At 74.1% G+C, this 20,566-nt stretch carries 20 protein-coding genes and 2 pseudogenes; 11 read left to right on the forward strand and 11 right to left on the reverse strand.

The annotated features are described in order from the left end of the window. Positions 1-449: 449 nt before the first annotated feature. A complete protein-coding gene (locus ACQPZO_RS10570; protein WP_433349266.1) occupies positions 450-1,202 on the forward strand; it encodes a hypothetical protein in 753 nt (250 codons plus the stop codon). On the opposite strand, the gene ACQPZO_RS10575 is transcribed toward ACQPZO_RS10570, so the two are convergent. After that, the gene (locus ACQPZO_RS10575; RefSeq protein ID WP_433349268.1) at positions 1,151-2,728 is read right to left on the reverse strand and encodes a phospholipase D family protein; all 1,578 of its coding nucleotides are present in this window, start codon (positions 2,726-2,728) and stop codon (positions 1,151-1,153) included. The two genes, ACQPZO_RS10570 and ACQPZO_RS10575, sit on opposite strands and share 52 nt — an antisense overlap. Before the next feature lie 145 nt (positions 2,729-2,873). Here ACQPZO_RS10575 and ACQPZO_RS10580 point away from each other — a divergent pair, with 145 nt between their 5' ends. Further along, positions 2,874-3,002 (forward strand): hypothetical protein, encoded by a 129-nt coding sequence (locus ACQPZO_RS10580; protein WP_433349270.1) that lies wholly within the window; start codon positions 2,874-2,876, stop codon positions 3,000-3,002. A 72-nt stretch (positions 3,003-3,074) separates the two neighbouring features. Here the strand turns inward: ACQPZO_RS10580 and ACQPZO_RS10585 are convergent, their stop codons facing one another. After that, positions 3,075-4,061 carry a pirin family protein gene (locus ACQPZO_RS10585; RefSeq protein WP_433349272.1) on the reverse strand — a complete coding sequence of 329 codons (987 nt, stop codon included), beginning with the start codon at positions 4,059-4,061 and terminating at the stop codon, positions 3,075-3,077. 11 nt (positions 4,062-4,072) lie between these two features. Continuing rightward, on the reverse strand, positions 4,073-4,552 hold the full coding sequence (locus ACQPZO_RS10590) for a MarR family winged helix-turn-helix transcriptional regulator (protein ID WP_387018878.1): 480 nt from the start codon (positions 4,550-4,552) through the stop codon (positions 4,073-4,075). Between the two features lie 154 nt (positions 4,553-4,706). Here ACQPZO_RS10590 and ACQPZO_RS10595 point away from each other — a divergent pair, with 154 nt between their 5' ends. Beyond that, positions 4,707-5,237 carry a GNAT family N-acetyltransferase gene (locus ACQPZO_RS10595; protein WP_433349274.1) on the forward strand — a complete coding sequence of 177 codons (531 nt, stop codon included), beginning with the start codon at positions 4,707-4,709 and terminating at the stop codon, positions 5,235-5,237. 145 nt (positions 5,238-5,382) lie between these two features. Here ACQPZO_RS10595 and ACQPZO_RS10600 read toward each other — a convergent pair whose 3' ends face one another. Then, positions 5,383-5,970: a general stress protein gene (locus ACQPZO_RS10600; RefSeq protein ID WP_433349276.1), complete on the reverse strand. Its 588-nt coding sequence runs from the start codon at positions 5,968-5,970 to the stop codon at positions 5,383-5,385. Between the two features lie 226 nt (positions 5,971-6,196). Between ACQPZO_RS10600 and ACQPZO_RS10605 the strand changes: the two genes are divergently transcribed. After that, positions 6,197-8,041 (forward strand): glycoside hydrolase family 15 protein, encoded by a 1,845-nt coding sequence (locus ACQPZO_RS10605; RefSeq protein ID WP_433349278.1) that lies wholly within the window; start codon positions 6,197-6,199, stop codon positions 8,039-8,041. Further along, on the forward strand, positions 8,041-8,820 hold the full coding sequence (locus tag ACQPZO_RS10610) for a glucose 1-dehydrogenase (RefSeq protein ID WP_396673962.1): 780 nt from the start codon (positions 8,041-8,043) through the stop codon (positions 8,818-8,820). Before ACQPZO_RS10605 ends, ACQPZO_RS10610 begins: the two co-directional genes overlap by 1 nt. 119 nt (positions 8,821-8,939) lie before the next feature. Here ACQPZO_RS10610 and ACQPZO_RS10615 read toward each other — a convergent pair whose 3' ends face one another. Further along, on the reverse strand, positions 8,940-10,346 hold the full coding sequence (locus tag ACQPZO_RS10615; protein WP_433349280.1) for a glycoside hydrolase family 6 protein: 1,407 nt from the start codon (positions 10,344-10,346) through the stop codon (positions 8,940-8,942). A gap of 129 nt (positions 10,347-10,475) precedes the next feature. Here ACQPZO_RS10615 and ACQPZO_RS10620 point away from each other — a divergent pair, with 129 nt between their 5' ends. Continuing rightward, positions 10,476-10,988, forward strand: coding sequence for a metallophosphoesterase family protein (locus tag ACQPZO_RS10620; protein WP_433349282.1), 513 nt, complete (start codon positions 10,476-10,478; stop codon positions 10,986-10,988). A 121-nt stretch (positions 10,989-11,109) separates the two neighbouring features. On the opposite strand, the pseudogene ACQPZO_RS10625 reads toward ACQPZO_RS10620, so the two are convergent. Next, a pseudogene (locus ACQPZO_RS10625) lies at positions 11,110-11,268 on the reverse strand (XRE family transcriptional regulator); the annotation flags it as partial. A 94-nt stretch (positions 11,269-11,362) separates the two neighbouring features. On the opposite strand from ACQPZO_RS10625, the gene ACQPZO_RS10630 reads away from it, so the two are divergent. Next, on the forward strand, positions 11,363-12,328 hold the full coding sequence (locus ACQPZO_RS10630) for an NAD(P)/FAD-dependent oxidoreductase (protein ID WP_433349284.1): 966 nt from the start codon (positions 11,363-11,365) through the stop codon (positions 12,326-12,328). Positions 12,329-12,542: 214 nt separating this feature from the next. On the opposite strand, the gene ACQPZO_RS10635 is transcribed toward ACQPZO_RS10630, so the two are convergent. Next, on the reverse strand, positions 12,543-13,820 hold the full coding sequence (locus ACQPZO_RS10635) for a cation:proton antiporter (RefSeq protein WP_433349287.1): 1,278 nt from the start codon (positions 13,818-13,820) through the stop codon (positions 12,543-12,545). 129 nt (positions 13,821-13,949) lie between these two features. Next, entirely contained in the window at positions 13,950-14,114 is a 165-nt protein-coding gene (locus tag ACQPZO_RS10640; protein WP_433349290.1) for a hypothetical protein, read from the reverse strand. 242 nt (positions 14,115-14,356) lie between these two features. Between ACQPZO_RS10640 and ACQPZO_RS10645 the strand changes: the two are divergent. Continuing rightward, positions 14,357-14,536, forward strand: a pseudogene (locus ACQPZO_RS10645) (DUF397 domain-containing protein); the annotation flags it as partial. A gap of 55 nt (positions 14,537-14,591) precedes the next feature. Here the strand turns inward: ACQPZO_RS10645 and ACQPZO_RS10650 are convergent. After that, complete coding sequence (locus ACQPZO_RS10650; RefSeq protein ID WP_433349291.1) at positions 14,592-16,718, reverse strand: SpoIIE family protein phosphatase; 2,127 nt, start codon at positions 16,716-16,718, stop codon at positions 14,592-14,594. A gap of 211 nt (positions 16,719-16,929) precedes the next feature. Here ACQPZO_RS10650 and ACQPZO_RS10655 point away from each other — a divergent pair, with 211 nt between their 5' ends. Further along, positions 16,930-17,817 (forward strand): mechanosensitive ion channel family protein, encoded by an 888-nt coding sequence (locus ACQPZO_RS10655; protein WP_433349293.1) that lies wholly within the window; start codon positions 16,930-16,932, stop codon positions 17,815-17,817. 54 nt (positions 17,818-17,871) lie between these two features. Here ACQPZO_RS10655 and ACQPZO_RS10660 read toward each other — a convergent pair whose 3' ends face one another. After that, complete coding sequence (locus tag ACQPZO_RS10660) at positions 17,872-18,246, reverse strand: DUF6401 family natural product biosynthesis protein (RefSeq protein ID WP_433349295.1); 375 nt, start codon at positions 18,244-18,246, stop codon at positions 17,872-17,874. A gap of 164 nt (positions 18,247-18,410) precedes the next feature. Here ACQPZO_RS10660 and ACQPZO_RS10665 point away from each other — a divergent pair, with 164 nt between their 5' ends. After that, positions 18,411-18,857: a hypothetical protein gene (locus ACQPZO_RS10665; protein ID WP_433349297.1), complete on the forward strand. Its 447-nt coding sequence runs from the start codon at positions 18,411-18,413 to the stop codon at positions 18,855-18,857. Positions 18,858-18,902: 45 nt separating this feature from the next. Here ACQPZO_RS10665 and ACQPZO_RS10670 read toward each other — a convergent pair whose 3' ends face one another. After that, positions 18,903-19,115: a hypothetical protein gene (locus ACQPZO_RS10670; RefSeq protein ID WP_433349299.1), complete on the reverse strand. Its 213-nt coding sequence runs from the start codon at positions 19,113-19,115 to the stop codon at positions 18,903-18,905. 199 nt (positions 19,116-19,314) lie between these two features. Here ACQPZO_RS10670 and ACQPZO_RS10675 point away from each other — a divergent pair, with 199 nt between their 5' ends. Then, positions 19,315-20,511, forward strand: coding sequence for an MFS transporter (locus tag ACQPZO_RS10675; protein ID WP_433349301.1), 1,197 nt, complete (start codon positions 19,315-19,317; stop codon positions 20,509-20,511). The last annotated feature ends 55 nt before the right edge of the window (positions 20,512-20,566 follow it).

The following is a 20,566-nucleotide window of genomic DNA, read 5'->3' on the forward strand; positions in this document are numbered from 1 at the left end:
GTCCGCGGATAAAGGCGTGACGCTGTGGTTTAGATTCAGATCGTCCGTTCGGGACTCACCTTAACCTGATCGGCTCCCCAAAATCTAGCCGAAAGTACGATGTACTTAAGGTATTTCTGGGAACAAGCCTCGCGAAAGGTGCGTAGAGACCGGAAGGTGTGATCGTGATTACCGGTTCGCTAGCCGATCGGCCAGTCCGGCACGGGCCGGACGGCCCACGCCGCGCAGCTGTTCGGCGGCCGTCACCACCCTAGGGCGAGGGCTGCGCGGCAGGTCGGGGCCTGCACCCGGCTGGCTCGCCAGGTCGCGGTGTCCGATCGGCCGATGTGCACGTGGCCCACGTCAACATGAAAGCCGACAGACGGGCGCGCCTGTCGGCTTTCCGTCCTTGTCCCGCCCGAGGGGCCGCCCGTAGCGTCGCGGGGAAATCCCCCTGGCCCGGAGGCAGCGTGCTCGACCCCGCCGATCCGCACCTCGTCGTGCACAGCCGGATGATCTATCTGAGCTGGCTACCGGCGGAACCGGACGTGATCGCCGCCCTGCTGCCGGCAGGCCTGCGCGCCGGGGAGGACCGCCGGGTCTTCATGAACCAGTACGTGGTCGACGACGAGACCCAGACCTCCGGATTCGGCGCGTACTCGCTGACCTATCTCGGCGTGTCGGTCGCCGGCCTCGACGCCCCGGACCGTCCTCTGGCGGGCGGCTGGTGGACGCACTACCTGTGCTCCAGCCCCCGGGTGCGCGGTTACGCCGCCGCGCGCGGCGCCCCGGTCGCCGCCGGCCGCACCTGGCTGGAGCAGCGGGGCGACACGCTGGTGGCGCAGACCGAGGTCGACGGGGTGCCCCTGATCCGCACCCGGGCCCGGGTCGGCGACACCGGGCACGTCATCCGCAGCGGCCACCACCGGTACCTCACGGGCCGGGGCGACGCCCTGGTCAGCGGCGTCTATCCGTACCTGGCCGAGCCGGTGGCCCCGTTCGAGGTCGAGTCGGTGGACTTCTTCGACCCGGACCACCCGGTCTACCCGCTCCGCCCGGCCAACCCGCTGGTCATCACCGCCGGCTTCTACTCACCGCGCGCGTCGTTCGCGTACCCCGGCGGGGAGAGCGTGCTCGCCCGCAGCCCGGCGGCGACGGTCGGCCGGGCCGGTCACCAGGTGCCGGCCAGCCGGGCCCGCAGCGGCCTGCCGTCCGGGTCGTAGACCACCCGGTACGCGGGCAGCGCCCACGCCCGGGTGTACCAGGGCAGCCGCTCCGGCCGGTGCGGGCGCAGCCGGCCCGACGGCCGGGGCCCGACCCGGCCCGAGTCGTGCCAGCGTTGCAGCGCGTCGGCCGACGCGGTGATCGTCTCGACCGCCGACGCCGGGTCCAGCAGGCCGTCGTCCGAGCCGCCGTCCGGGTCCCGGTCCAGGTGCTCGCGCCACAGCCGCAGGCGCAGCTCCCGGGCGAACAGCCGGGCCCCGTCGCCGAGGCCACCCGGGTCCAGCGGGGCCCGCTCGTCCCGGGTGTCGTCGAGCACCGCGCAGGACAGCTCGCTGTCGTGGGTCCACGAGCGGCGGTTGAAGTTGTCGCTGCCCACGCTGGCCCACGCGTCGTCGATCACGCACACCTTGGCGTGCACGTACACCGGGTCGCCCGCGTGGTTCTCCACGTCGAAGACGTGCACCCGGCCCGGGGCTGCCCTGCCGCACAGCGACAGCGCCTGCTCCCGGCCGACCATGTTCGGCGGCAGGGCGAACCGGCCGTCCACGTCGGGGTGCCGCGGGACGACGGCCACCAGGTGCAGGTCGGGGTTGTCGCGCAGCGCCCGGGCGAACAGGTCGGCCACCTCGGTCGACCAGAGGTACTGGTCCTCCAGGTAGATCAGCCGGCGGGCCCGGCGTACGGCCTTGGTGTAGCCGCGCGCCACCGTGCGCTCGCCGTCGGGGGCGAAGGAGTAGCGCGGGCGCACCGCCGGGTAGGTGCGCAGCACCTGGATCCGGTGCGGGCCGCACGGCGGGGGGTCGGCCGGCTTCTCGGGCAGCGGGTCCGAGCCGCGCAGCCGATCCCGCAGGTACGCCAGCGGGTTCTCCGAGTCCAGCGGCATCGGGTCGGTCCACCGTTCCCGGAAGACCGTGTCCAGCGCGCCGACCACCGGCCCGCGCAGGGCGAGCTGCACGTCGTGCCAGGGCGGGGTGTCGCCGTACCGGGGGGACATCCCGACCGCCTGCGGGTCGCCGTGGTGCTCGGCGTCGTCCCGGCGGCTGTGGCACAGGTCGATCCCGCCGGCGAAGGCGACGTCCCGCTCAGGGGCGGCGGAATGGCGCAGCACCACCAGCTTCTGGTGGTGCGAGCCGCCGCGGCGGACCCGCTGGTCGAGCAGCACCTCCCCGCCGGCCGCGCAGATCGTCTCGCTGAGGCTGCGGTTCTCGGCCTCGCTGAACGACAACGAGTCCAGGTGCGAGCGCCAGAGCAGGCCCTTGACCACCACGCCGCGCTGGGCGGCGCGGCTGAAGAGCTGGGCCACGGTCGGCCCGTCCGGGCGCATCCGCTCGTCGGGGTCGCCGCGCCAGTCGGTGAAGAAGAGGTGGTCGCCCTCCTGAAGCGCCTCCACCTCGCTGACCAGCCGGTCGAAGTAGGCCGCGCCGTGAATCAGCGGCTCGGCGAGGTTTCCGGTCGTCCAGACGGGTAACTCGGAGGCTGGGTTGGCGCGTTCCTGCGCGGTGAGGAACCAGTCCCGTATCGGCACGCTCCATCCTCCCGAGGTCGACAACGTCCTCACGGTAGGCCCCCCGCGCCGGGTCTGCACGCCGGCCGGCACCCCCGGTGACCTGGCCGACGTTTCCCGCGCGACGCCCGACGACCCTGACGCGAAACACCGAGGAGGCCACACGATGCCCATCGAGACGACCGACGCCGTGACCGAGGACCGCGAACAGCCGGTGGAGAGCGAGCGCGGGGCCCTGGTGGCCGTGTTGGTGATGGTGCTGCTGGGGGTGGCGGGGATCTTCGCGGTCTCCTGAACCCGCCGCGGTCTCCTGAACCCGGCGGCGGGCGTCACCGGGGCACCCGGTGACGCCCGTCACGGTCCGCGGTCAGGGGCGGTCGCCCTGGCCGCCGGTGTGCGGCAGCCGCTCGGCCGGGACCACCCCGAGCCGGCCGGCCTGGAAGTCCTCGAACGCCTGGATCAGCTCGTCGCGGGTGTTCATCACGAACGGGCCGTAGTGCGCCACGGGCTCCCGGATCGGCTGCCCGCCCATCACGTAGAGCTCCAGGGCAGGGGTGTTCGAGTCCTGCTTCGCGTCGGCGGTGACCCGCAGCGCGTCGCCCGGGCCGTGGGTGGCGAGCTGGCCGGTGTGGAAGGGCCGGCGGTCGGTGCCCACCGTGCCGCGCCCGGCGAGCACGTAGACCAGCGCGTTGAAGTCCGGCTGCCAGGGCAGGCTCAGCTCGGCGCCGGGCTGCACCGTCACATGGGCGATGCTGATCGGGGTGTGGGTCGAGCCCGGCCCCCGGTGCCCGGCCACCTCGCCCGAGATGACCCGGATCAGCGCGCCGCCGTCCGGCGTGGTGAGCAGCGCCGACTCCCGGCCGCGGATGTCCTGGTACCGCGGCGGCATCATCTTCGCCACCCTCGGCAGGTTCACCCAGAGCTGGAGGCCGTGGAAGAGGCCCCCGCTGGCCACCAGGTGCTCCGGTGGCGCCTCGATGTGCAGCAGGCCGCTGCCGGCCGTCATCCACTGGGTGTCGCCGTCGGTGATGGTGCCGCCGCCGCCCTGCGAGTCCTGGTGGTCCATGATCCCGTCGATCATGTAGGTCACCGTCTCGAAGCCGCGGTGCGGGTGCCACGAGGTGCCCTTCGGCTCGCCCGGCGCATAGTCCACCTCGCCCATCTGGTCGAGGTGGAGGAACGGGTCCAGCTCGTGCGTCGGCACCCCGGCGAAGGCCCGGCGGACGGGGAAGCCCTCGCCCTCGTGCCCGCTGGGGGCGGTGGTCAGCCGGCGGACCGGCCGGTAACCGGTGGTCTCGTCGAGCCGGGGCAGGCGGGGCAGGACGAGGACGTCGTCGACGGTGATGGCGGGCATCTCGAACTCCTTTATTCGCTCAGGGTGGACGAGTCGTCGCGGTCGGCGCGCAGGCGTCGGCCGAGGCGTTCGAAGACCCGGTTCAGGCAGGCGATCTCGGCGTCGTCGAGGTCGTCCATCAGGTGGGTGCGCGCGGAGCGCAGGTGGTGCGGCGCGGCCTCGCGCAGCGCCAGCAGCCCGGCGGCGGTGAGCACCGCCTCGCTGCCGCGCCGGTCCGCGGGACAGGCCTCCCTGGCCACCAGGCCGCGCTTCTGCATCGAGGAGATCTGGTACGTCAACCGGCTGGGTGAGAAGACCAACCGGCCGGCCAGCTCGCCCATCCGCAGCCGCTGCCCCGGCGCCTCGGAGAGCAGGACCAGCACGTGGTAGTCGGCGAAGCTCAGCTCGCTGTCGGCCCGCAGGTCGTCCTCGAGTTGGGTGAACAGCCGCTGGCTCGCCTCGATGTAGGCACGCCAGCAGGCCATCCGCTCGCCGTCCAAACTCTCCGTCATGCCGAAACAGTAGCACTCTTTCAAAATTTAACAACTGACTCGGGGCTGCGTCGGGGGCATGGGCGTGTGTTTCAGGCTGGGAAGCTTCGGATTTGAAGGGACGCGACCGGGGAAACCTCCGCATGGCCGGGCCGGCGGCGTGTCAGACTGCCCCGTGGACCACGTCGTACTCGCCGCCCCCGGCCTGCTGCTGCGCCCCTGGCGGGCGGCCGACGCCCTCGACGTGCTGGCCGCCCTGGGTGACCCGGAGGTGGCGACGTGGAACCCGCAGGGCGACATGGACGAGGCGCGGGCGCGCGACTGGGTACGCCGGCGGGCGGACTGGTCGAGCGGCGAGCACATGTCCCTCGCCGTGGCCGACCCGGGCGACGCCGAACTGCTCGGGGCGGTGTCGCTGCACCGGATCGGCGGCGGCAACGCCAGCATCGGCTACTGGACCGTCCCCGCCGCCCGGGGGCGGGGCGTCGCCACGGGCTCGGTCCGGCGGCTCACCACCTGGGCCTTCGCGGCGCTGGGCCTGCACCGCATCGAGCTCTGTCACGCCGTGCCGAACGTGGCGTCCTGCCGGGTGGCCGGCCGGGCGGGCTACCTCGTCGAGGGCACGCTGCGCGAGTCGTACCGCTACGGCGACGGCCGCCGCCACGACGAACACCTGCACGCGCGCCTCGCCACCGATCCGGGCTAGAGCTCGTGCTGGATCGCGTTGGCTCAGGGAACAAGATCGTGCTCGATCAGGGAAGGTGTGGCCTCGTTATGGGTGGGAAGCCACACCTTCCGGGATCGAGCACGATCTTGCACGCCTAGCCGATCGCCGGCGCTTTCCGTCGGCCTCAGCGGGCCGTCGCGCCCGTCGGCGTCAGGTGCATCCGGCCCAGCAGCTGCCGGGCCTGGTCGGCCTGGTCGGCGTCGACGGTGACCGCGTACTGGCTGGCGCGCAGGGAGCTGGCGGACGTGAAGTCCCGCTGCCCACCGGTCATCGCGTGCGCGACCGCGCCGAACACCGCGCCCCAGATCGCGCCGATCACCAGGCCGACGAGGATCACCGCCACCCAGCTACCGGTGGTGAAGATGCCGAAGAGCAGCCCGATGAACAGGCCGAACCAGGCGCCGGTGCCCGCGCCGACCAGGGCCGACCGGCCCGTGGTCATCCGGCCCAGCACCGTCTCGACCAGGGTGAGGTTCGTCCCCACGATCGCGGTGCGCTCCACCGGGAACCGGTTGTCGGCCAGGTAGTCCACCACCCGCTGCGCGGACGGATAGTCCGGGTACGACCCGATCGTCACGGTCGGGCCCCCGGTTGGCGGGCCGTGGCCGTGGCCGCCGGGTGGGGTGGGGTGGCCCGCCGGGCCGGACGGGAGGTTGTTTCCGCCCGACGTTCCGGATTGCAGGGTCGCGGTGGGATTCGAGGGTCTGTTCATGAGCATCCTCCTTCGTCGACCTCCCGCCTTCCCCCGGGCAGCGGCCGGTAACGCGCCGCCTTCCCCGGTCCGGGAGGTCCCCCCGCCGCGATCCGGATGCCCGACGCGGCGGGCCGGTCTCCGGTCATCTCGCCCCCGACCGGGGAGGGACGACGCGCGGGACCGTCCGGCCGTATCCGGCGGTGCCCCGACGAATGCTGGTCGGCGCCGCCGGGTAGGCACGGCCGTGGACAGCGGACGGATCAGCGAGCACGGCTTCCTGGCCGACGGCCGCAGCGCGGCACTGGTCGACCGGGCCGGCTCGGTCAACTGGTGGTGCCCCGCGCGGTTCGACGCCCCGTCGGTCTTCGGGCGGCTGCTCGACGACGACGCGGGCCACTGGTCGATCCGGCCCGACGGCGACTTCACCACCGAACGCTCCTACCTGGAGGACACGCTGGTACTGCGGACCGTCTTCACCACTCGGGACGGGTCGGTGGCGGTGACCGACACGCTGGCGCTGGAGCCCGGAGCGCGTGGCCACGACATCGGGCTGCACTCGCCCCGGGTGCTGGCCCGGCTGGTGGAGGGCGTCTCCGGCGCGGTGCCGGTGCGGCTGCGCTACCGCCCCCGGTTCGAGTACGGCCGGGTCGTCCCGTACCTGGTGCCCATCGACGACGGGGTGGAGGCGACCGCCGGGGCGGCCCGCCTGCGACTGCGCGGCGACGTGCCCGTGCGGTGCGGCGAGGGCGAGGCCGCCGCGACCTTCACCGTCCGGGCCGGCGAGTCGTACGGCTTCACGCTGGGGTACGGGCCGACCTACGACTCCGACCCGCCCGTGACGCCGGACGCCGCACCGACGGTTGCCGAGGCGGTGGCGGGCTGGCGGTCCTGGGCGGGGCTGCACCCGTACCACGGCCGGTTCGCGGAGCAGGTGCGCCGCAGCGCGCTGGTCGTGCAGGGCATGACCTACCAGCCCAGCGGCGCGATCGTCGCCGCGGCGACGACCTCGCTGCCCGAGCAACTCGGCGGGGACCGCAACTACGACTACCGCTTCGTCTGGGTCCGCGACTTCAGCCTCACCCTGCAGGCGCTCTGGCTGGCGGCCTGTCCCGATGAGGCAAACCGGCAGTTCGCCTGGGTGGCCCGCGCGATGGGCCGGATCGGGAACCAACCGGTGCCCATCATGTACGGCGTGGAGGGGGAGCGGGACCTCACCGAGCACCGCCTCGACAACCTCGCCGGGTACGCCGGCAGCCGGCCGGTCTTCGTCGGCAACGACGCCTGGAAACAGCGGCAGACCGACGTGCTCGGGGAGGTCCTCGACGCGGCGTGGCTGATGCGCCACTACCTCGATCCGATGGACCCCGAGGTGCACCAGCTCCTGCGCGCCCTCGCCGACCAGGTGGTCGCCGACTGGCACCGCCCGGACGCCGGAATGTGGGAGGCCCGGGACGCGGAGCGGCACTACGTCTCGTCGAAGGTGCAGTGCTGGACCGCGCTGGACCGGGCGGTGCGCTTCGGCCCCCGCCTCGGTGACTGCGCCGACGTGGCCCGCTGGGCCGCCGCCCGGGACGAGGTCCGAGCGACGGTGCTGGACCGGGGCTGGAACGACCGGCTCGGCGCGTACACGGGGGCCTTCGGCTCGGACGAGTTGGACGCCTCGGTGCTGATCATGCCGCTGGTGGGGTTCCTGCCCGCCGACGACGACCGGATGCGTTCCACCATGGACGTCGTCGAGGCCCGGCTGTCCCACGACGGCCTGCTGCGCCGCTGGGACGGAGATCCGGCCGGCTTCGTCATCTGCTCGTTCTGGCTGGCGAGCTGCCTGGCGCTGGCCGGCGAGCTGGACCGGGCCGAGCGGATGTTCACGTCGCTCGCCGGCCGGACGAACGACCTGGGCCTGTTCGCCGAGCAGATCGACCAGGCCACCGGGGAGCAGCTCGGCAACTTCCCGCAGGCCTTCTCGCACATCGGACTGATCAACGCCGCCGGCTGGCTGACCGAGGCCGGCGAGCGGCGACGCCAGGGCGCGGACAGCCCGCGCCGGACCGTGCCGACAGGCGCGGGGCGAACGGAGGGAGCACGCTGATGACCGGACGGCTCGACGGAAGGACCGCCCTGATCACCGGCTCGGACTCGGGCATCGGCCAGGCCACGGCGATCGAGTTCGCCCGCGAGGGCGCCGACGTGGTGGTGCACTACCTGCACGACCACGCCGGGGCCAACCACACCAGGGACAAGGTGGCGCAGGCCGGCCGGCGGGCGGTGGTGGTGCAGTGCGACATCACCGACGAGTCTCAGGTCGAGGCGATGTTCGACGAGGCCCTGGCGGAGTTCGGGGCGCTCGACGTGCTGATGAACGACGCCGGGGTGGACGCCTCCGGCATCCCGGTGGCCGACCTGGACACCGAGACCTGGGACCGGGCCATCCGGACCAACGTCTACGGGGCGTTCTTCTGCTCCCGCCGGTTCGTCCGGCACCGTCGGGACCAGGGCGGCCACGGGAAGATCATCAACATCACCTCGGTCCACCAGGAGGTGGCCCGGGCCGGCGGCTCCGACTACGACGCCAGCAAGGGCGCGCTGCTGGAGTTCGCCAAGAGCCTGGCCCTGGAGGTGGCGCCGATGCATCTCAACGTCAACAACATCGGGCCGGGGATGGTGCTCACCCCGTTCAACCAGAAGGCCATCGACGACCCGGCGTACCTCCAGGAGCAGGTGCAGAGCATCCCGTGGAAGCGGGCCGCCCAGCCGGAGGAGATCGGCAGGCTGGCGGTCTTCCTGGCCAGCGACGACGCCGACTACGTGACCGGGTCGACGTACTTCATGGACGGCGGGCTGATGCAGAATCAGGGCCAGGGCGCCTGAGCGCGTCCCCCTCGATCGCCGACGCGAGCCGGCCGACCCGCGGGCGTTCCCCGGTCAACGGCCGACCCGGCGGGGCCCCGCACCCGGGGCCCCGCCGGTCCGCTGGCGTCCGCGTGGGGTCAGGAGCAGGGCGCCCCGTTGAGGGTGAAGCCGACCGGGGTGGGCAGCGTGCCGCCGGAGTAGGTGCCCTGGAAGCCGACGCTCAGCGTGCCGCCGGCCGGCAGGCCGCCGTTCCAGGGCGAGTTTCGCACGGTGATCTGCTCGCCGCTCTGGCTCCACTCGCCGTTCCAGCCGCTGGTGAGCCGGACGCCGGGGCCGGCGGCGAAGGCCACCGTCCACGAGCTGAGCGCGCCGCCCCGGTTGGTCACCCGCAGTTCGGCGGTGAACCCGCCGGGCCAGGTGTTCGGGGTGAAGGTGACCGCGCAGCCGCGGGCCGGCGTGGTCGGCGGGTCGACGGTGGGCGAAACGGTGGGCGGCGGGGTCGTGGTCGGGGGCGCGGTCGTGGGCGGGGCCGTGGTGGGCGGGGCCGTGCTGGGGGCGGGGGTGGTCGGGAGCGGCCCGGCGGCGACCGCCAGGTCGTACGCCCGCTGCGGGACGAACTGGCCGGCCCCGGCGAGGCAGCCGTCGGCCTCGCCGGGCAGCTTCACCCAGAGGTACGCGTCGATCGCGCCGTCCCCGGTGGCGGTGGTGCTCGGCGTGCCGATCGCCCGCCCCGGCGGGTCGCACCACTCCGAGCCGGCCGGACCGTTGCCGTTGCGGCTGGTGTCGACCACGGCCTTCAGCCGGGACACGCCGGTGGCGGCGATGACCTGCTTGGCGTACCCGACGGACTCGGCGGTGGTCCGGTAGTTGGAGACGTTGAGCGAGATGCCGTCGGCGCTGTTGGCGATGTCCGCGCCGGTCAGCCGGGCGGCGATGTCGGCGGGGGAGAGCCACGCCGAGTGCCCGGCGTCGAAGTAGACCTTCGCCTGCGCCGAGCCGGCCTTGAGCTTCTTGCCGGCGTACGCCATGGACGCCTTCGTCTCGGCCTGCTGGGCCGCGCTCTGGCAGCTCGTCATCAGCGGGAGCACGTCGGGCTCCAGCACGATCGAGGCGGGCCGGCCGGCCAGTCCGGCGGCCACCTGGTCGACCCACTGTCGGTAGCTGGCGTGGTTCGGCGCACCGCCGCCGCTGGCGCCGCTGCAGTCCCGGTTCGGGATGTTGTAGACCACCAGGATCGGGATCCTTCCCGCCGCGGCGGCGGCCCCGACGAACTGGTCCACCTCGGACCGTACGGTGGAGGTGTTGGTTCGGGTGTACCAGCGGGCCTGCGGGACGGCGGCGATCCGGTCCCTGATCACGGCGGCGCGCTGGTCGCCCGGATTGGCGGCCACCCACTGGGCGGCGTTGGTCTGCGGGTCGACGTAGAACACGGAGTCGGCGGCCACGGCCGGCGCGGATCCGACGAGGCCGACCGCGACGGTGGCGGCGGCGGTGAGTGTGGTCGCGCCGGCGGCCAGGGCCGCGAGCGCCGGTCTGCTTCGCATGGGGCGTCCTCCACGGATCGATCAGTGTGCGTGGAAGCGCTCCCACGCGTTCCCGTCAAGGTACGCGCCCGTTGCCGACCTGTGAAGACCCGGTGCCCCTCGTCGGCCCTCGGGGCGAGAATTGCGGGCATGCGCCTGGTGATCACGGCCGACACCCACGTACCGAAGCGGGCCCGCGACCTGCCGGAGCCGCTCTGGGCGGCGATCGACGCCGCCGACGTGGTGCTGCACGCCGGGGACTGGGTGGACGTCGCGCTGCTCGACGCCATCGAGGCCCGGGCCCGCCGCCTGATCGGCGTGTACGGCAACAACGACGGGCCCGAGCTGCGGGCCCGGTTGCCTGAGGTGGCCCGGGTCGAGCTGGACGGCCTGCGGGTCGCCGTGGTGCACGAGACCGGCCCGCGCGCCCGCCGCGAGGAGCGCTGCGCCGCTGCGTACGGCGATGTGGACCTGCTCGTCTTCGGCCACTCGCACATCCCGTGGGACACCGTCGCCCCGGGCGGCCTGCGGCTGCTCAACCCCGGCTCGCCGACCGACCGCCGCCGTCAGCCGTACGCCACCTACCTGACGGCGCGGGTGGCGGCGGGGCGGCTCGACCGGGTCGATCTGCACCGCCTGCCGCCACGCCAAGGCGGCCGTTGATCGTCTGCTGTTTACGGACAGTCCGCCCGGCGTGTCGTGTCGGTGAACAGCAGACGCTCAAGGAAGTCATCTGTGGGGGTGAGGCGGGGACGCCGGGCACGGGCCTGGGCCGACCGTGGGGTCAGCGCTCCGGGGGGTGCTGCGCCTTTGGCCGGGCGCGCAGGTGGGCGCGCTCACCCTGCCTGCCGAAGAGGCTGAGGAACTCGACCGGCTCGCCGTCGGCGGCCCCGAACCACTGCGGCACCCGGGTGCCGAACTCGGCCGCCTCGCCGGGGGCCAGCTCCATCACGCCTGGATGCCACCGGCCCGCCGGGTCGCATGCCGGCCGCGCATGCCGGGCCCGGGCCGGCGGCGAACGCCTTACCATCACCAAGATGGATACGGACCGGACAGGGGTCGTGGTGGTCGGGGCGGGGATCGCCGGGGTGGCGTGCGCCGCCGAGTTGGCCCGGGCGGGTGTCCCGGTGCAGATCCGCGAGCGTGCCCGGGTGGCGGGCGGCCGGATGGCCAGCAAGCGGTTCGACGGGCGCCCGGCGGACATCGGCGCGGCGTACTTCACCGTCAGTGACCCGGACTTTGCCGAGGTGGTGCGCGGCTGGGCGTCCGCCGGGCTGGTCCGGGAGTGGACCGACACCTTTGTGGCGTACTCCGCGCAGGGCCGGCGCGAGGTCCCCGGGCCGATGCGCTGGGCGGCCCCGCGCGGGCTGCGGTCGCTGGTCGAGCACCTGGCGGCCGACCTGCCGGTGGTGGTCGACCGGCTGGTGCTCGGCGTCGACCACGGGCCGGCCGTCGACGGCTCGCCCTGCGCCGCCGTGGCGCTGGCCGTGCCCGGCCCGCAGGCGGCCCTGCTGCTGGACCCGGCGCTCGCTGCGGCCACCGCCGCGGTGCAGGCGCAGCGGTGGTCGCCGACGCTGAGCGCGGTGCTGCGCTTCCCGGCCCGGTCCTGGCCCGACTTCCGCGGCGCGTTCGTCAACGACCATCCCCTGCTCATGCTCGTCTGCGACGACGGCGACCGGCGCGGCGACGGTGCCCCGGTGTTGGTCGCGCACACCACGCCGGCGTTCGCCGCCGGTCACCTCGCCCAGCCGACCGGGGCCGGCCAGGCCATCGAGCAGGCCGTCCGCGACCTGCTCGGCCTGCCCGAGCCCGCCGCGCTCGTGCACGTGCACCGCTGGACGTACGCCACGCCGACCGTGCCCGGTGGGGCCGGGACGTACCACCTGGACGCCGACGGCATCGGGCTGGCCGGCGACGCCTTCGGCAAGCCCCGGGTGCAGAGCGCCTGGCGCTCGGGCCGCGACCTGGGCCGCGCCCTGGCCACCCGCCTAACCCCCACCTGACCCGCCCCCGCCCCGCCCCGCCCCGCCCCGCCCCGCCCCGCAACGGTCTCCGTCCCCGCCTTGTCCTCGTCGATCTTGCACTTGCGGCCCGCTTTTTGCGGCCTTCGCCCGTTATGCCCGGGCCGCAAGTGCAAGATCGACGGTGGGCCCGGGCGGGGCCCGGGCGGGGCGGGGTTGGGCGGGGCCCGGCAGGGCGGGGCGGGGTGGGGTGGGGTCAGGCGGGGGTGGGGGTGGGGGTGCGTTCGGAGGGGTCCTCGGTGCGTTCGCCCGCGCGGTCGAGGAGCTGCATGACCGGGGTGGCGGCGACCCCGTGCACCACCACCGAAACGATCACCACCAGCCCGACCGTGGCCCAGATCAGGTCGGCCTGCGGGAAGTCCGCCTTCGTCGTCGCGTACGCCAGGTAGTAGAGCGAGCCGACGCCCCGGATGCCGAACAGCGAGATCACCCAGTGTTCCGCCGGTCGGCCCGGCGCGCCGCGCAGCGACAGCCACCCGGCCAGCGGTCGGACCACGAAGACCAGCGCCAGCCCGACCAGCGCGGCCGGCCAGGTCAGTGGGGCGAGCAGACCGCCGACCACCGCGCCCCCGAAGAGCAGCAGCAGCAGGACGGTCAGCAGCCGCTCGATCTGCTCGGCGAAATCGTGCAGCACCGAGTGGAACTTGTGGGTCCGCTCGGCCGCCCGGATCGCCCGGGCCGCCACGAAGACGGCCAGGAAGCCGTAGCCGCCGACCACCTCCACCAGCCCGTACGCGAGGAATGTGGCGGCCAGCGCGAGGAAGCCCTCGGCGTGCCGGGCGAGCCGCAGCTCGCTCGGGGCCCGGAAGAACAGCTTGCCGAGCAGCCAGCCGATCAGCAGCCCGCCGCCGACGCCGGCGGCCAGCTTGTACAGCACGTCCACGGTGAACCAGTCGGCGAACCAGTCCGCCGGGGCGAGGCTGGTGCTGGCGATCGCGATGGCCGCGTACACGAAGGGGAAGGCCAGGCCGTCGTTGAGGCCGGCCTCGGAGGTCAGCGCGAAGCGCACCTCGTCCTCGGAGTCCTCCACGTCGGTCGGCTCGCCGACCTGCACGTCGGCGGCGAGCACCGGGTCGGTCGGGGCCAGCGCCGCGCCCAGCAGCAGCGCGGTGGCGGGCACCAGGCCCGCCCACCACCAGCCGAGCAGCGCCACGGCCGCGATGCAGATCGGCATCGCGATCGCCAACAGCCGCCAGGTGGACGACCACCTGGCCCAGCTCAACGGCCGGTCGATCTTGAGACCCGCGCCCATCAGCGCGACGATCACGCCGATCTCGGTGAGGTGGGTGGCGACCTCGGGATGCGCCAGCGGGTCCGGGCTGGGCAGCCCGGTGGGCAGGATGAAGATCAACATGCCCAGGCCGAGGAACGCGATCGGCATCGACAATGGCCGGCGCTCCAGCAGCCGGGGGAGGATCCCGGCGAGCAGGGCGCCCAGCCCCACCACCGCGAACGCGACGTCTACCGGTTCCACCGCACCACCCTTCGCCACCTGCCCACGGCCGTGGGCAGGTGGTGACGGACCTTGCCCCGTCGGCGGTCCCGGTATGCGTGCCGCCCACAACTGATCCGCCGGCCCTGCCGGCGCGCGGGCTCCGCGCGGTCAGCCCCGGGCCCGGGCCAGATCGAAGTAGATGCTGATCCTGGAGCGGTCGGTCCCGCTGGTCGCGGTGCTCGACGCGATGGTGCCGCGCCGCCCGATCGAGGCACCCGGCGCGCTGCCCGACCAGCTCATCCACCTGGCCAAGGTCGCTGATCTGCCGCCCATGCGCAATCTCGTGGTGCCGGAGGGGCACCGAGATCTACTCTGGACCGCAGGGCGGCTTCGTTCTGGTCACCCTGGCGGACGGATCGGTGGTCGCGCACCTCGATCAGCAGGTCCGGAAGCACGTGGTGACCCAGGCGGACGACCTTGTCGCCCCTCCAGCGCACCTAGGAAATCGTCCAGGGCGAGGCCCTCTCGCGGCGGCAGTCACTCGATCTGATCAGGGAGGCGGTGCAGGCATGGACGTGACCGGGGCCCGGTGGCACAAGTCGACCCGATCCGGCACCGACGGTGGGTCCTGCGTCGAGGTGGCGGACAACCTGCCCGGGGTGGTCCCCGCCCGGGAGACGAAGGGTCGGGACGGCGGGACGCTGCGGTTCGACCCGGGATCGTGGCAGGCGTTCGTCGACCTCGTCCGGCGCCACCGGGTTCTCGGTGGCCGTACGTCCGCTCCTGCCCGGTCCGCCCGCCGACGCCCGGCTACCCGGCCGGGACGAGGATCTCGAACCAGACCGTCGAGCCGCGCACCGTCGGGTCGGTGCCCCAGGCGTCGCTGAGCTGCTCGATCAGGCCGAGCCCGCGGCCCCGGCTGCTCAACGTGTCGGTGCGGGCCCGGGTCACCGTGCCCCGGGTGCCGGAGTCGGCCACCGACACCAGCAGCCGCTCCGGGCTGAGGTCGATCTCGACCCGGGCGGCGGTTCCGGCGTGCAGCAGCGCGTTGGTGGTCAGCTCGCTGGTGCACAGCACGGCGGCCCCGACCACCGACTCGGGCACCTGCCAGCCGGTCAGCTGGGCCGTCAACCAGTGCCGAACCCGGCTCGGCGCGGTCGGCTCCGCCGGCACCTCCATGCTCGCCGAGCGGCTCGGCATCAGCGCGTGCTCCACCGCTAACACCGCGACGTCGTCCTCGGTGGCGCCTTCCACGGCGGCGGTCGCGACCGCGCACAGCGCCCGGGGGTCGCCGCTGGGGGCGCCGGCCACGGCGACGGCCAGGTCGTTGAGCCCGGCGGTGAGGCTCTGCCACCGCCGCTCCACCACCCCGTCGCTGAACAGCAGCAGGGTGTCCCCCGGGGCGAACGGGACCGTGGTGGTGCGCGGAGCGCAGCCCAGCCCGAGCGGGGCCCCGGGCGGAACGTCCAGGTACCGCGCCACCGGCTCGCCGTCGGGGCCGGCGCGGCGTACCAGCGGTGCGGGGTGCCCGGCGCTGGCCAGGGTGAGCAGCTTCCGCTGCGTGTCGACCACCCCGAAGATCACGGTCACGAACAGCTCGTACGTGCCGGTCTCGGTGCCGAGGCTGCCCACCAGGCGGTCCAGCCCGGTGAGCACGGCGTCCGGCCGGGGGTCGGCCAGGGCCAGCGCGCGCAGCGCCGCCCGGACCTGGCCCATCCTCGCCGCCGCCTGCACGTCGTGCCCGGCCACGTCGCCGAGCACGATGCCCAACTCGCCGGTGGGCAGCAGGAACGCGTCGTAGAAGTCCCCACCGGCGGCGTTGCCGTCGACGCCGGGGTCGTACCGGGCGGCGATCCGCAGCCGGGGCAGGTCCGGCAGGCGCGCGGGCAGCATGCTGCGTTGCAGGAGTTGGGCGGTGCCGTGCTGGGTCTCGAATCGGCGGGCGCGCTCGGCGGCCTGACCGATCAGCTCGGCCGAGGCGGCCAGCAGGGCCCGTTCGGCGGCCGGCCACGGGTGGGCCTCGTGGTAGCCGACGGTCAGTCCGCCGCGCAGGACCGACGTCCGCAGCGGCTGGGCGGCCAGCGCCCGGACCTTCTGGTCGTGCCGGTCCACCGCGATGTCCCGCAGCGGCTGCCCGTCGCCGACGAACTGGGGCACGCCGCTGCGGGCGGCCACGACCAGCGGCCCGGGGGAGTCGGCGGGCGAGCGCCGCCAGAGCGGGGGCAGCCGCTCGTCGGCCTCGTCCAGCAACTCGCCGCGTACCCGCCGGACCGTGCGCCAACCCGCGCCGTCGTCCACGCCGAAGGTGACCCGGTCGGTGTCGAACGCGGTCAGCAGGTAACGCAGGGCGACCCGGGCGACGTCGTCCAGGGTGAGCGTGCCGGCCAGCGCGGCGGCCACGTCGCTGAGGCTCTGCAACTGCTCGGTGACCTGGCTGGTCTCGGCGGCGACGGTCAGCACCCCGACGATCCGTCCCGCGCTGTCCCGCACCGGGGAGTGGCCCCGGGTGAACACGGCCTGCTCGCGGGAGCCGGGGCGGTGCCGGTCGAACGGGAGCGCCGCCTCCTTCTCCAGGGACGACTCGCCCTGCCGGTAGGCGCGGTCGATCACGTCGCCGACGCCCGGCTCGGCCCACACGTCGGCGAACACCTCGGCTGCCGGCCGCCCCACCGCGCCCGGGTGGCGGTCGCCGATCAGCGCCGCGTACCCGTCGTTGTAGAGCAGTAGGTGGTCGTCGCCGTACGTGAACGCCATCGGCACCGGCGAGGCGAGGATCAGATCCACCACCCCGCGTAACCCAGGGTCCCAGCCCTGGGGCGGGCCGAGCGCCGTGCCGGCCCAGGGATGGCCGAGAACGACGCTCGCCGCCCCGGAGGCCCCTGTCTCCGACGCGGCGCGCGTTGCTGGCGTGGGTACTCGCCCGACCGTGCCTGGCATGCCCGCAGCCTAGCCGGAGCGCCCTGACGGCGGCCCGATCGCGTGCCGGGGTGGCGGCACGCCGCCCGCCGTCGCCCACTCCCGGTACGCATCAGTGCAGGTCAGGGTGCTTCTGGACGGAGATGCCGGGAAAATCGTTGCCCGCCGCGCGGCGTGCTGCCAGGCGGACCGGGTATGCGCGCGCCGAAGTCCATGCGACAGGAGGGACACCATGCAGAAAACCCTCGCGGTCGGGCAGGTAGACATCGGGGACGCCCTGACCGATATGTGGAGGTCGGTGCTGCTCTTCATCCCGAGGGCGATCGCGTTCGTCGTGATCCTCGTGGTGGGGTGGCTCATCGCCAAAGCGGTCCTCAAGATCGTGGACACGGTACTGGAACGGGTGGGGTTCGACCGCGCGGTCGAACGGGGCGGCGTGAAGCGCGCGCTGGAACGCACCAAGTACGACGCCAGCGACATCCTGGCGAAACTGGCGTACTACGCGGTCCTGCTGTTCACCCTGCAGTTCGCCTTCGGGGTGTGGGGGCCGAACGCGATCAGCGACCTGATCCGGGGCGTGGTCGCCTGGCTGCCCCGGGCGTTCATCGCGATCATCGTCGTGGTGGTGGCCGCAGCGATCGCCAACGCGGTGCGCGACCTGGTCACCGGCTTCCTGGGCGGGCTGTCGTACGGCCGGGTGCTGGCCGACCTGACAGCGATCTTCATCCTGGCGCTCGGCGTCATCGCCGCGCTGAACCAGGTGGGCATCGCCACCACCGTCACCACCCCGGTGCTGATCGCGGTGCTCGCCACGGTGGCCGGCATCCTGATCATCGGCGTCGGCGGCGGTCTGGTGCGGCCGATGCAGAACCGCTGGGAGGGCTGGCTCAACCGGGCCGCCGAGGAGTCCCGGGCGTTGCGGGAGCACCGTCAGGCCCAGGCGGCCGGCCGAGGCGACGTCGAGCGCCAGATGGCCGACCGGGCGGGCGCCGAGCGCACCCAGGGCATGCCCCAGCCCGGGGGTTCGATGTCCGGCGCTCGCGGCGGGCAGCAGGGCATGCACCGCTCCGGCGGCATGCCGGGGGACGAGACCCAGCAGTTCGGCCGCCCGGGTAGTTGACGGGAGGAGCACGGGGGAGGGGGTCCGCGCGGGCCCCCTCCCCGCTCGCGTACGTCAGAGGGTGGGCAGCGGCGCCGGGCCGGTCTCCAGCGAGCGGGCCAGGGCGCAGACCGCCAGCAGGCGGGCCAGCGGCCAGTCGGGCTCCGACCAGTCCGTCGACCGGGTGGGCGGCTGCCAGCCGTGCTCCCGCGCCGCGTCCCGGACGCCCTCGGCGTACCCGGCGAGCGCGGCGGGGCTCAACGGCCGGCGATCGCCGTCGAGGCTGTCCCGGACGGCCGCGGCGTGCTGGTCGATCTCGGCGAGCAGCCCGGGCCGGGCCGCCGCCGCCGTGAGCCCGGCGGTGCCGATCACGACGGTCAGCCGGGCGAGGACGGTGTTGGCGGAGTCCGCTGCGGAACGGCTGACCACCTGTTTCGACGGCACACGCATGAGAAACGAGGTTAACCGTCGGGTAATCCGGGCGGAGTCGGCCGCTCGGCCGGTACCGGGTCGTCCACCCATCGGCCGGGACCCGGCCAGGGGGATTGACCCGGTCGCGACGGGGCAGAGGGGAGGACGCGCGTACGCCGCGCGGCCGACACGTGGAGGGACGGATGGGACACCAGGACGGGCCCGACGAGCAGCACCGCCGCCCGCCGGGGGCGAGCGACGCCGCCGTGGAGGCGCTGGGCCGGCTCAGCGAGGCGCTGGAGACCGTGGAGCGGGCCCGTGGGCACCTCTACTCGATGCACCAGCTCATCGGCCACGCCGACCTGATGCTCGACGACGCCGTGGCGAAGTTCCGCGCGGCCGGGCACGACGCGATCGCCGATCGGATCGCCACCGACCTGCTCGGCCGCAACGTGATCGCCGGCCGGTGGACCTTCCAGATCGTCGAGGACTTCGACGACGGGTACCACGCGCTGTTCCGGGACCTCGACCGCCGGGCCCGTGAGGAGCTGGTCGGCGGCCGGCGGCACCTGTACGAGGCGGAGATGAAGGAGCGGCGGCGCACCCCGGGTCGGGCCGGGCACGAGGCGCGGCCGGACGGCGAAGGCTGAACCCGCGCCCCGCGCCCCGCGCCGGACACGGGGGTCGGCCGGAGGCTAGTCGGAGGAGGGCGCGCCGGCGGGGCGACGTCGCGAGGCGTCGTCCGCGACGATCACCGTGGCCACCATCAGGGCGACACAGAGGCTGAACAGCCAGGAGTCGTCGGTGGCGAACCTGGCGGCCACCGGCGCCTGGACGGCGGCGAGGAGGAAGCCGAGCCAGGCGAGGCGGCGTTGACGAACGGTGAGGAACCCGGGTGCCTGTTGCATTCCGAAAGTCTTGCGCGGTACCCGTCGATCGCCGTCACCCGATCGGTCGATTCTGGATGACCTGTCCGCCTTTACGGCCACCCGTACCGCGTTTCTTGTCGTTTCGGGGGTAGCGATCGCCGCGGGTGTTTGTTCCCGGCGGACGTGGTCGGACCGGCCCGTGGCGGGGCCGGCCGGGGGTGGGGCAGGATGGGCGGCCGTGTCCACCCCCGCCCCGCCCCGCGCCTCGCTGCTCCTGCTCGCCTACCTCGCGTTCGTCAGTCTCGGCCTGCCCGACGGGCTGATCGGGGTCGGCTGGCCGTCCATCCGGGCGGACTTCGACGTGCCCACCGAGGCGGTCGGCCTGGTGCTCACGGCCGGCACCGTGGGCTACCTCACCTCCAGCGTGCTGGCCGGGTTCACCCTGGCCCGCCTCGGCGTCGGTCGGCTGCTGGCCGGCAGCACCCTGCTGGCCAGCCTGGCCCTCACCGGCTACGCCACCAGCCCCGTCCTGGCCGTCATGACGGCCTGCGCGCTGGTGCTCGGGCTCGGCTCCGGGGCGATCGATTCCGGGCTCAACGCGTACGCGGCCGGTGCCTTCGGGCCGCGCCACATGAACTGGATGCACGCGTTCTTCGGCCTCGGTGTGGCCATCGGCCCGCTGATCATGACCGGGGCGCTCGCCACCGGCCTCTCCTGGCGCTGGGGGTACGGCCTGGTCGCCGCCGTCCAGCTCACCCTCGCCGCCGCGTTCGCCCTCACCGTGCGGGCGTGGCGGGACCGGGGGGCCGCGGGTGCGGGCGGGCCGGGATCACCCGACCCCGGGCCGCAGGAGGCCGTCGCCCCGGTCCGGGTACGCGAGACCCTGCGACTGCCGGCCGTCTGGCTGGGCTCGCTCGCCTTCGCGGTGTACGTCGCGATCGAGGCAGCCGCCGGGCTCTGGGCGTTCCTGCTGCTCACCGAGGGCCGCGGGCTGACCGCCGGGGTGGCCGGCGTCTGCGTCTCCGGCTACTGGGGGAGTCTGTTCGTGGGGCGGGTGGTCCAGGGCATCGGGTCCGAACGGCTCGGCGCCGCGAACGTGCTGCGCGGGAGCCTGCTCGGCATGGCCGCCGGCGCCGTGCTGATCGCCCTGCCCGCCCCGGCCTGGGTGGCAGTGGCCGGCCTGCTGGTGCTGGGCTTCGCCGCCGCGCCGGTGTTCCCGCTGCTCATGCTCACCACCGCCGAGCGGGTCGGCGCCGCCCACGCCGACCGGACCATCGGGGTGCAGATCGCCGCCGCCGGGCTGGGCGGCGCGCTGGTGCCCACCGGGATCGGCGTGCTGGTCGGCAACACCTCGGTCCAGGCCCTCGGGCCCGCGCTGACGGTCCTCGCCGTGGCGCTGATCGCCCTCGTCGCCGCCACCTCCCGGCGGCGCTGACCCGCCCCGCCCGTCCGTCACGGCGGCGCTGACCCGCCCGCCACGGTGGCGCCGA

The organism is Micromonospora sp. CA-111912 (assembly GCF_050948415.1).
Lineage (GTDB): Bacteria > Actinomycetota > Actinomycetes > Mycobacteriales > Micromonosporaceae > Micromonospora.

Excerpts from the sequence above, each read along its gene's own strand:
- ACQPZO_RS10580 (WP_433349270.1), top strand. The coding sequence starts at position 2,874 with ATGCCCATCGAGACGACCGACGCCGTGACCGAGGACCGCGAACAGCCG.
- ACQPZO_RS10585 (WP_433349272.1), bottom strand. The coding sequence starts at position 4,061 with ATGCCCGCCATCACCGTCGACGACGTCCTCGTCCTGCCCCGCCTGCCC.
- ACQPZO_RS10590 (WP_387018878.1), bottom strand. The coding sequence starts at position 4,552 with ATGACGGAGAGTTTGGACGGCGAGCGGATGGCCTGCTGGCGTGCCTAC.
- ACQPZO_RS10600 (WP_433349276.1), bottom strand. The coding sequence starts at position 5,970 with ATGAACAGACCCTCGAATCCCACCGCGACCCTGCAATCCGGAACGTCG.
- ACQPZO_RS10610 (WP_396673962.1), top strand. The coding sequence starts at position 8,041 with ATGACCGGACGGCTCGACGGAAGGACCGCCCTGATCACCGGCTCGGAC.
- ACQPZO_RS10615 (WP_433349280.1), bottom strand. The coding sequence starts at position 10,346 with ATGCGAAGCAGACCGGCGCTCGCGGCCCTGGCCGCCGGCGCGACCACA.
- ACQPZO_RS10620 (WP_433349282.1), top strand. The coding sequence starts at position 10,476 with ATGCGCCTGGTGATCACGGCCGACACCCACGTACCGAAGCGGGCCCGC.
- ACQPZO_RS10630 (WP_433349284.1), top strand. The coding sequence starts at position 11,363 with ATGGATACGGACCGGACAGGGGTCGTGGTGGTCGGGGCGGGGATCGCC.
- ACQPZO_RS10640 (WP_433349290.1), bottom strand. The coding sequence starts at position 14,114 with ATGGGCGGCAGATCAGCGACCTTGGCCAGGTGGATGAGCTGGTCGGGC.
- ACQPZO_RS10650 (WP_433349291.1), bottom strand. The coding sequence starts at position 16,718 with ATGCCAGGCACGGTCGGGCGAGTACCCACGCCAGCAACGCGCGCCGCG.
- ACQPZO_RS10655 (WP_433349293.1), top strand. The coding sequence starts at position 16,930 with ATGCAGAAAACCCTCGCGGTCGGGCAGGTAGACATCGGGGACGCCCTG.
- ACQPZO_RS10660 (WP_433349295.1), bottom strand. The coding sequence starts at position 18,246 with ATGCGTGTGCCGTCGAAACAGGTGGTCAGCCGTTCCGCAGCGGACTCC.
- ACQPZO_RS10665 (WP_433349297.1), top strand. The coding sequence starts at position 18,411 with ATGGGACACCAGGACGGGCCCGACGAGCAGCACCGCCGCCCGCCGGGG.
- ACQPZO_RS10670 (WP_433349299.1), bottom strand. The coding sequence starts at position 19,115 with ATGCAACAGGCACCCGGGTTCCTCACCGTTCGTCAACGCCGCCTCGCC.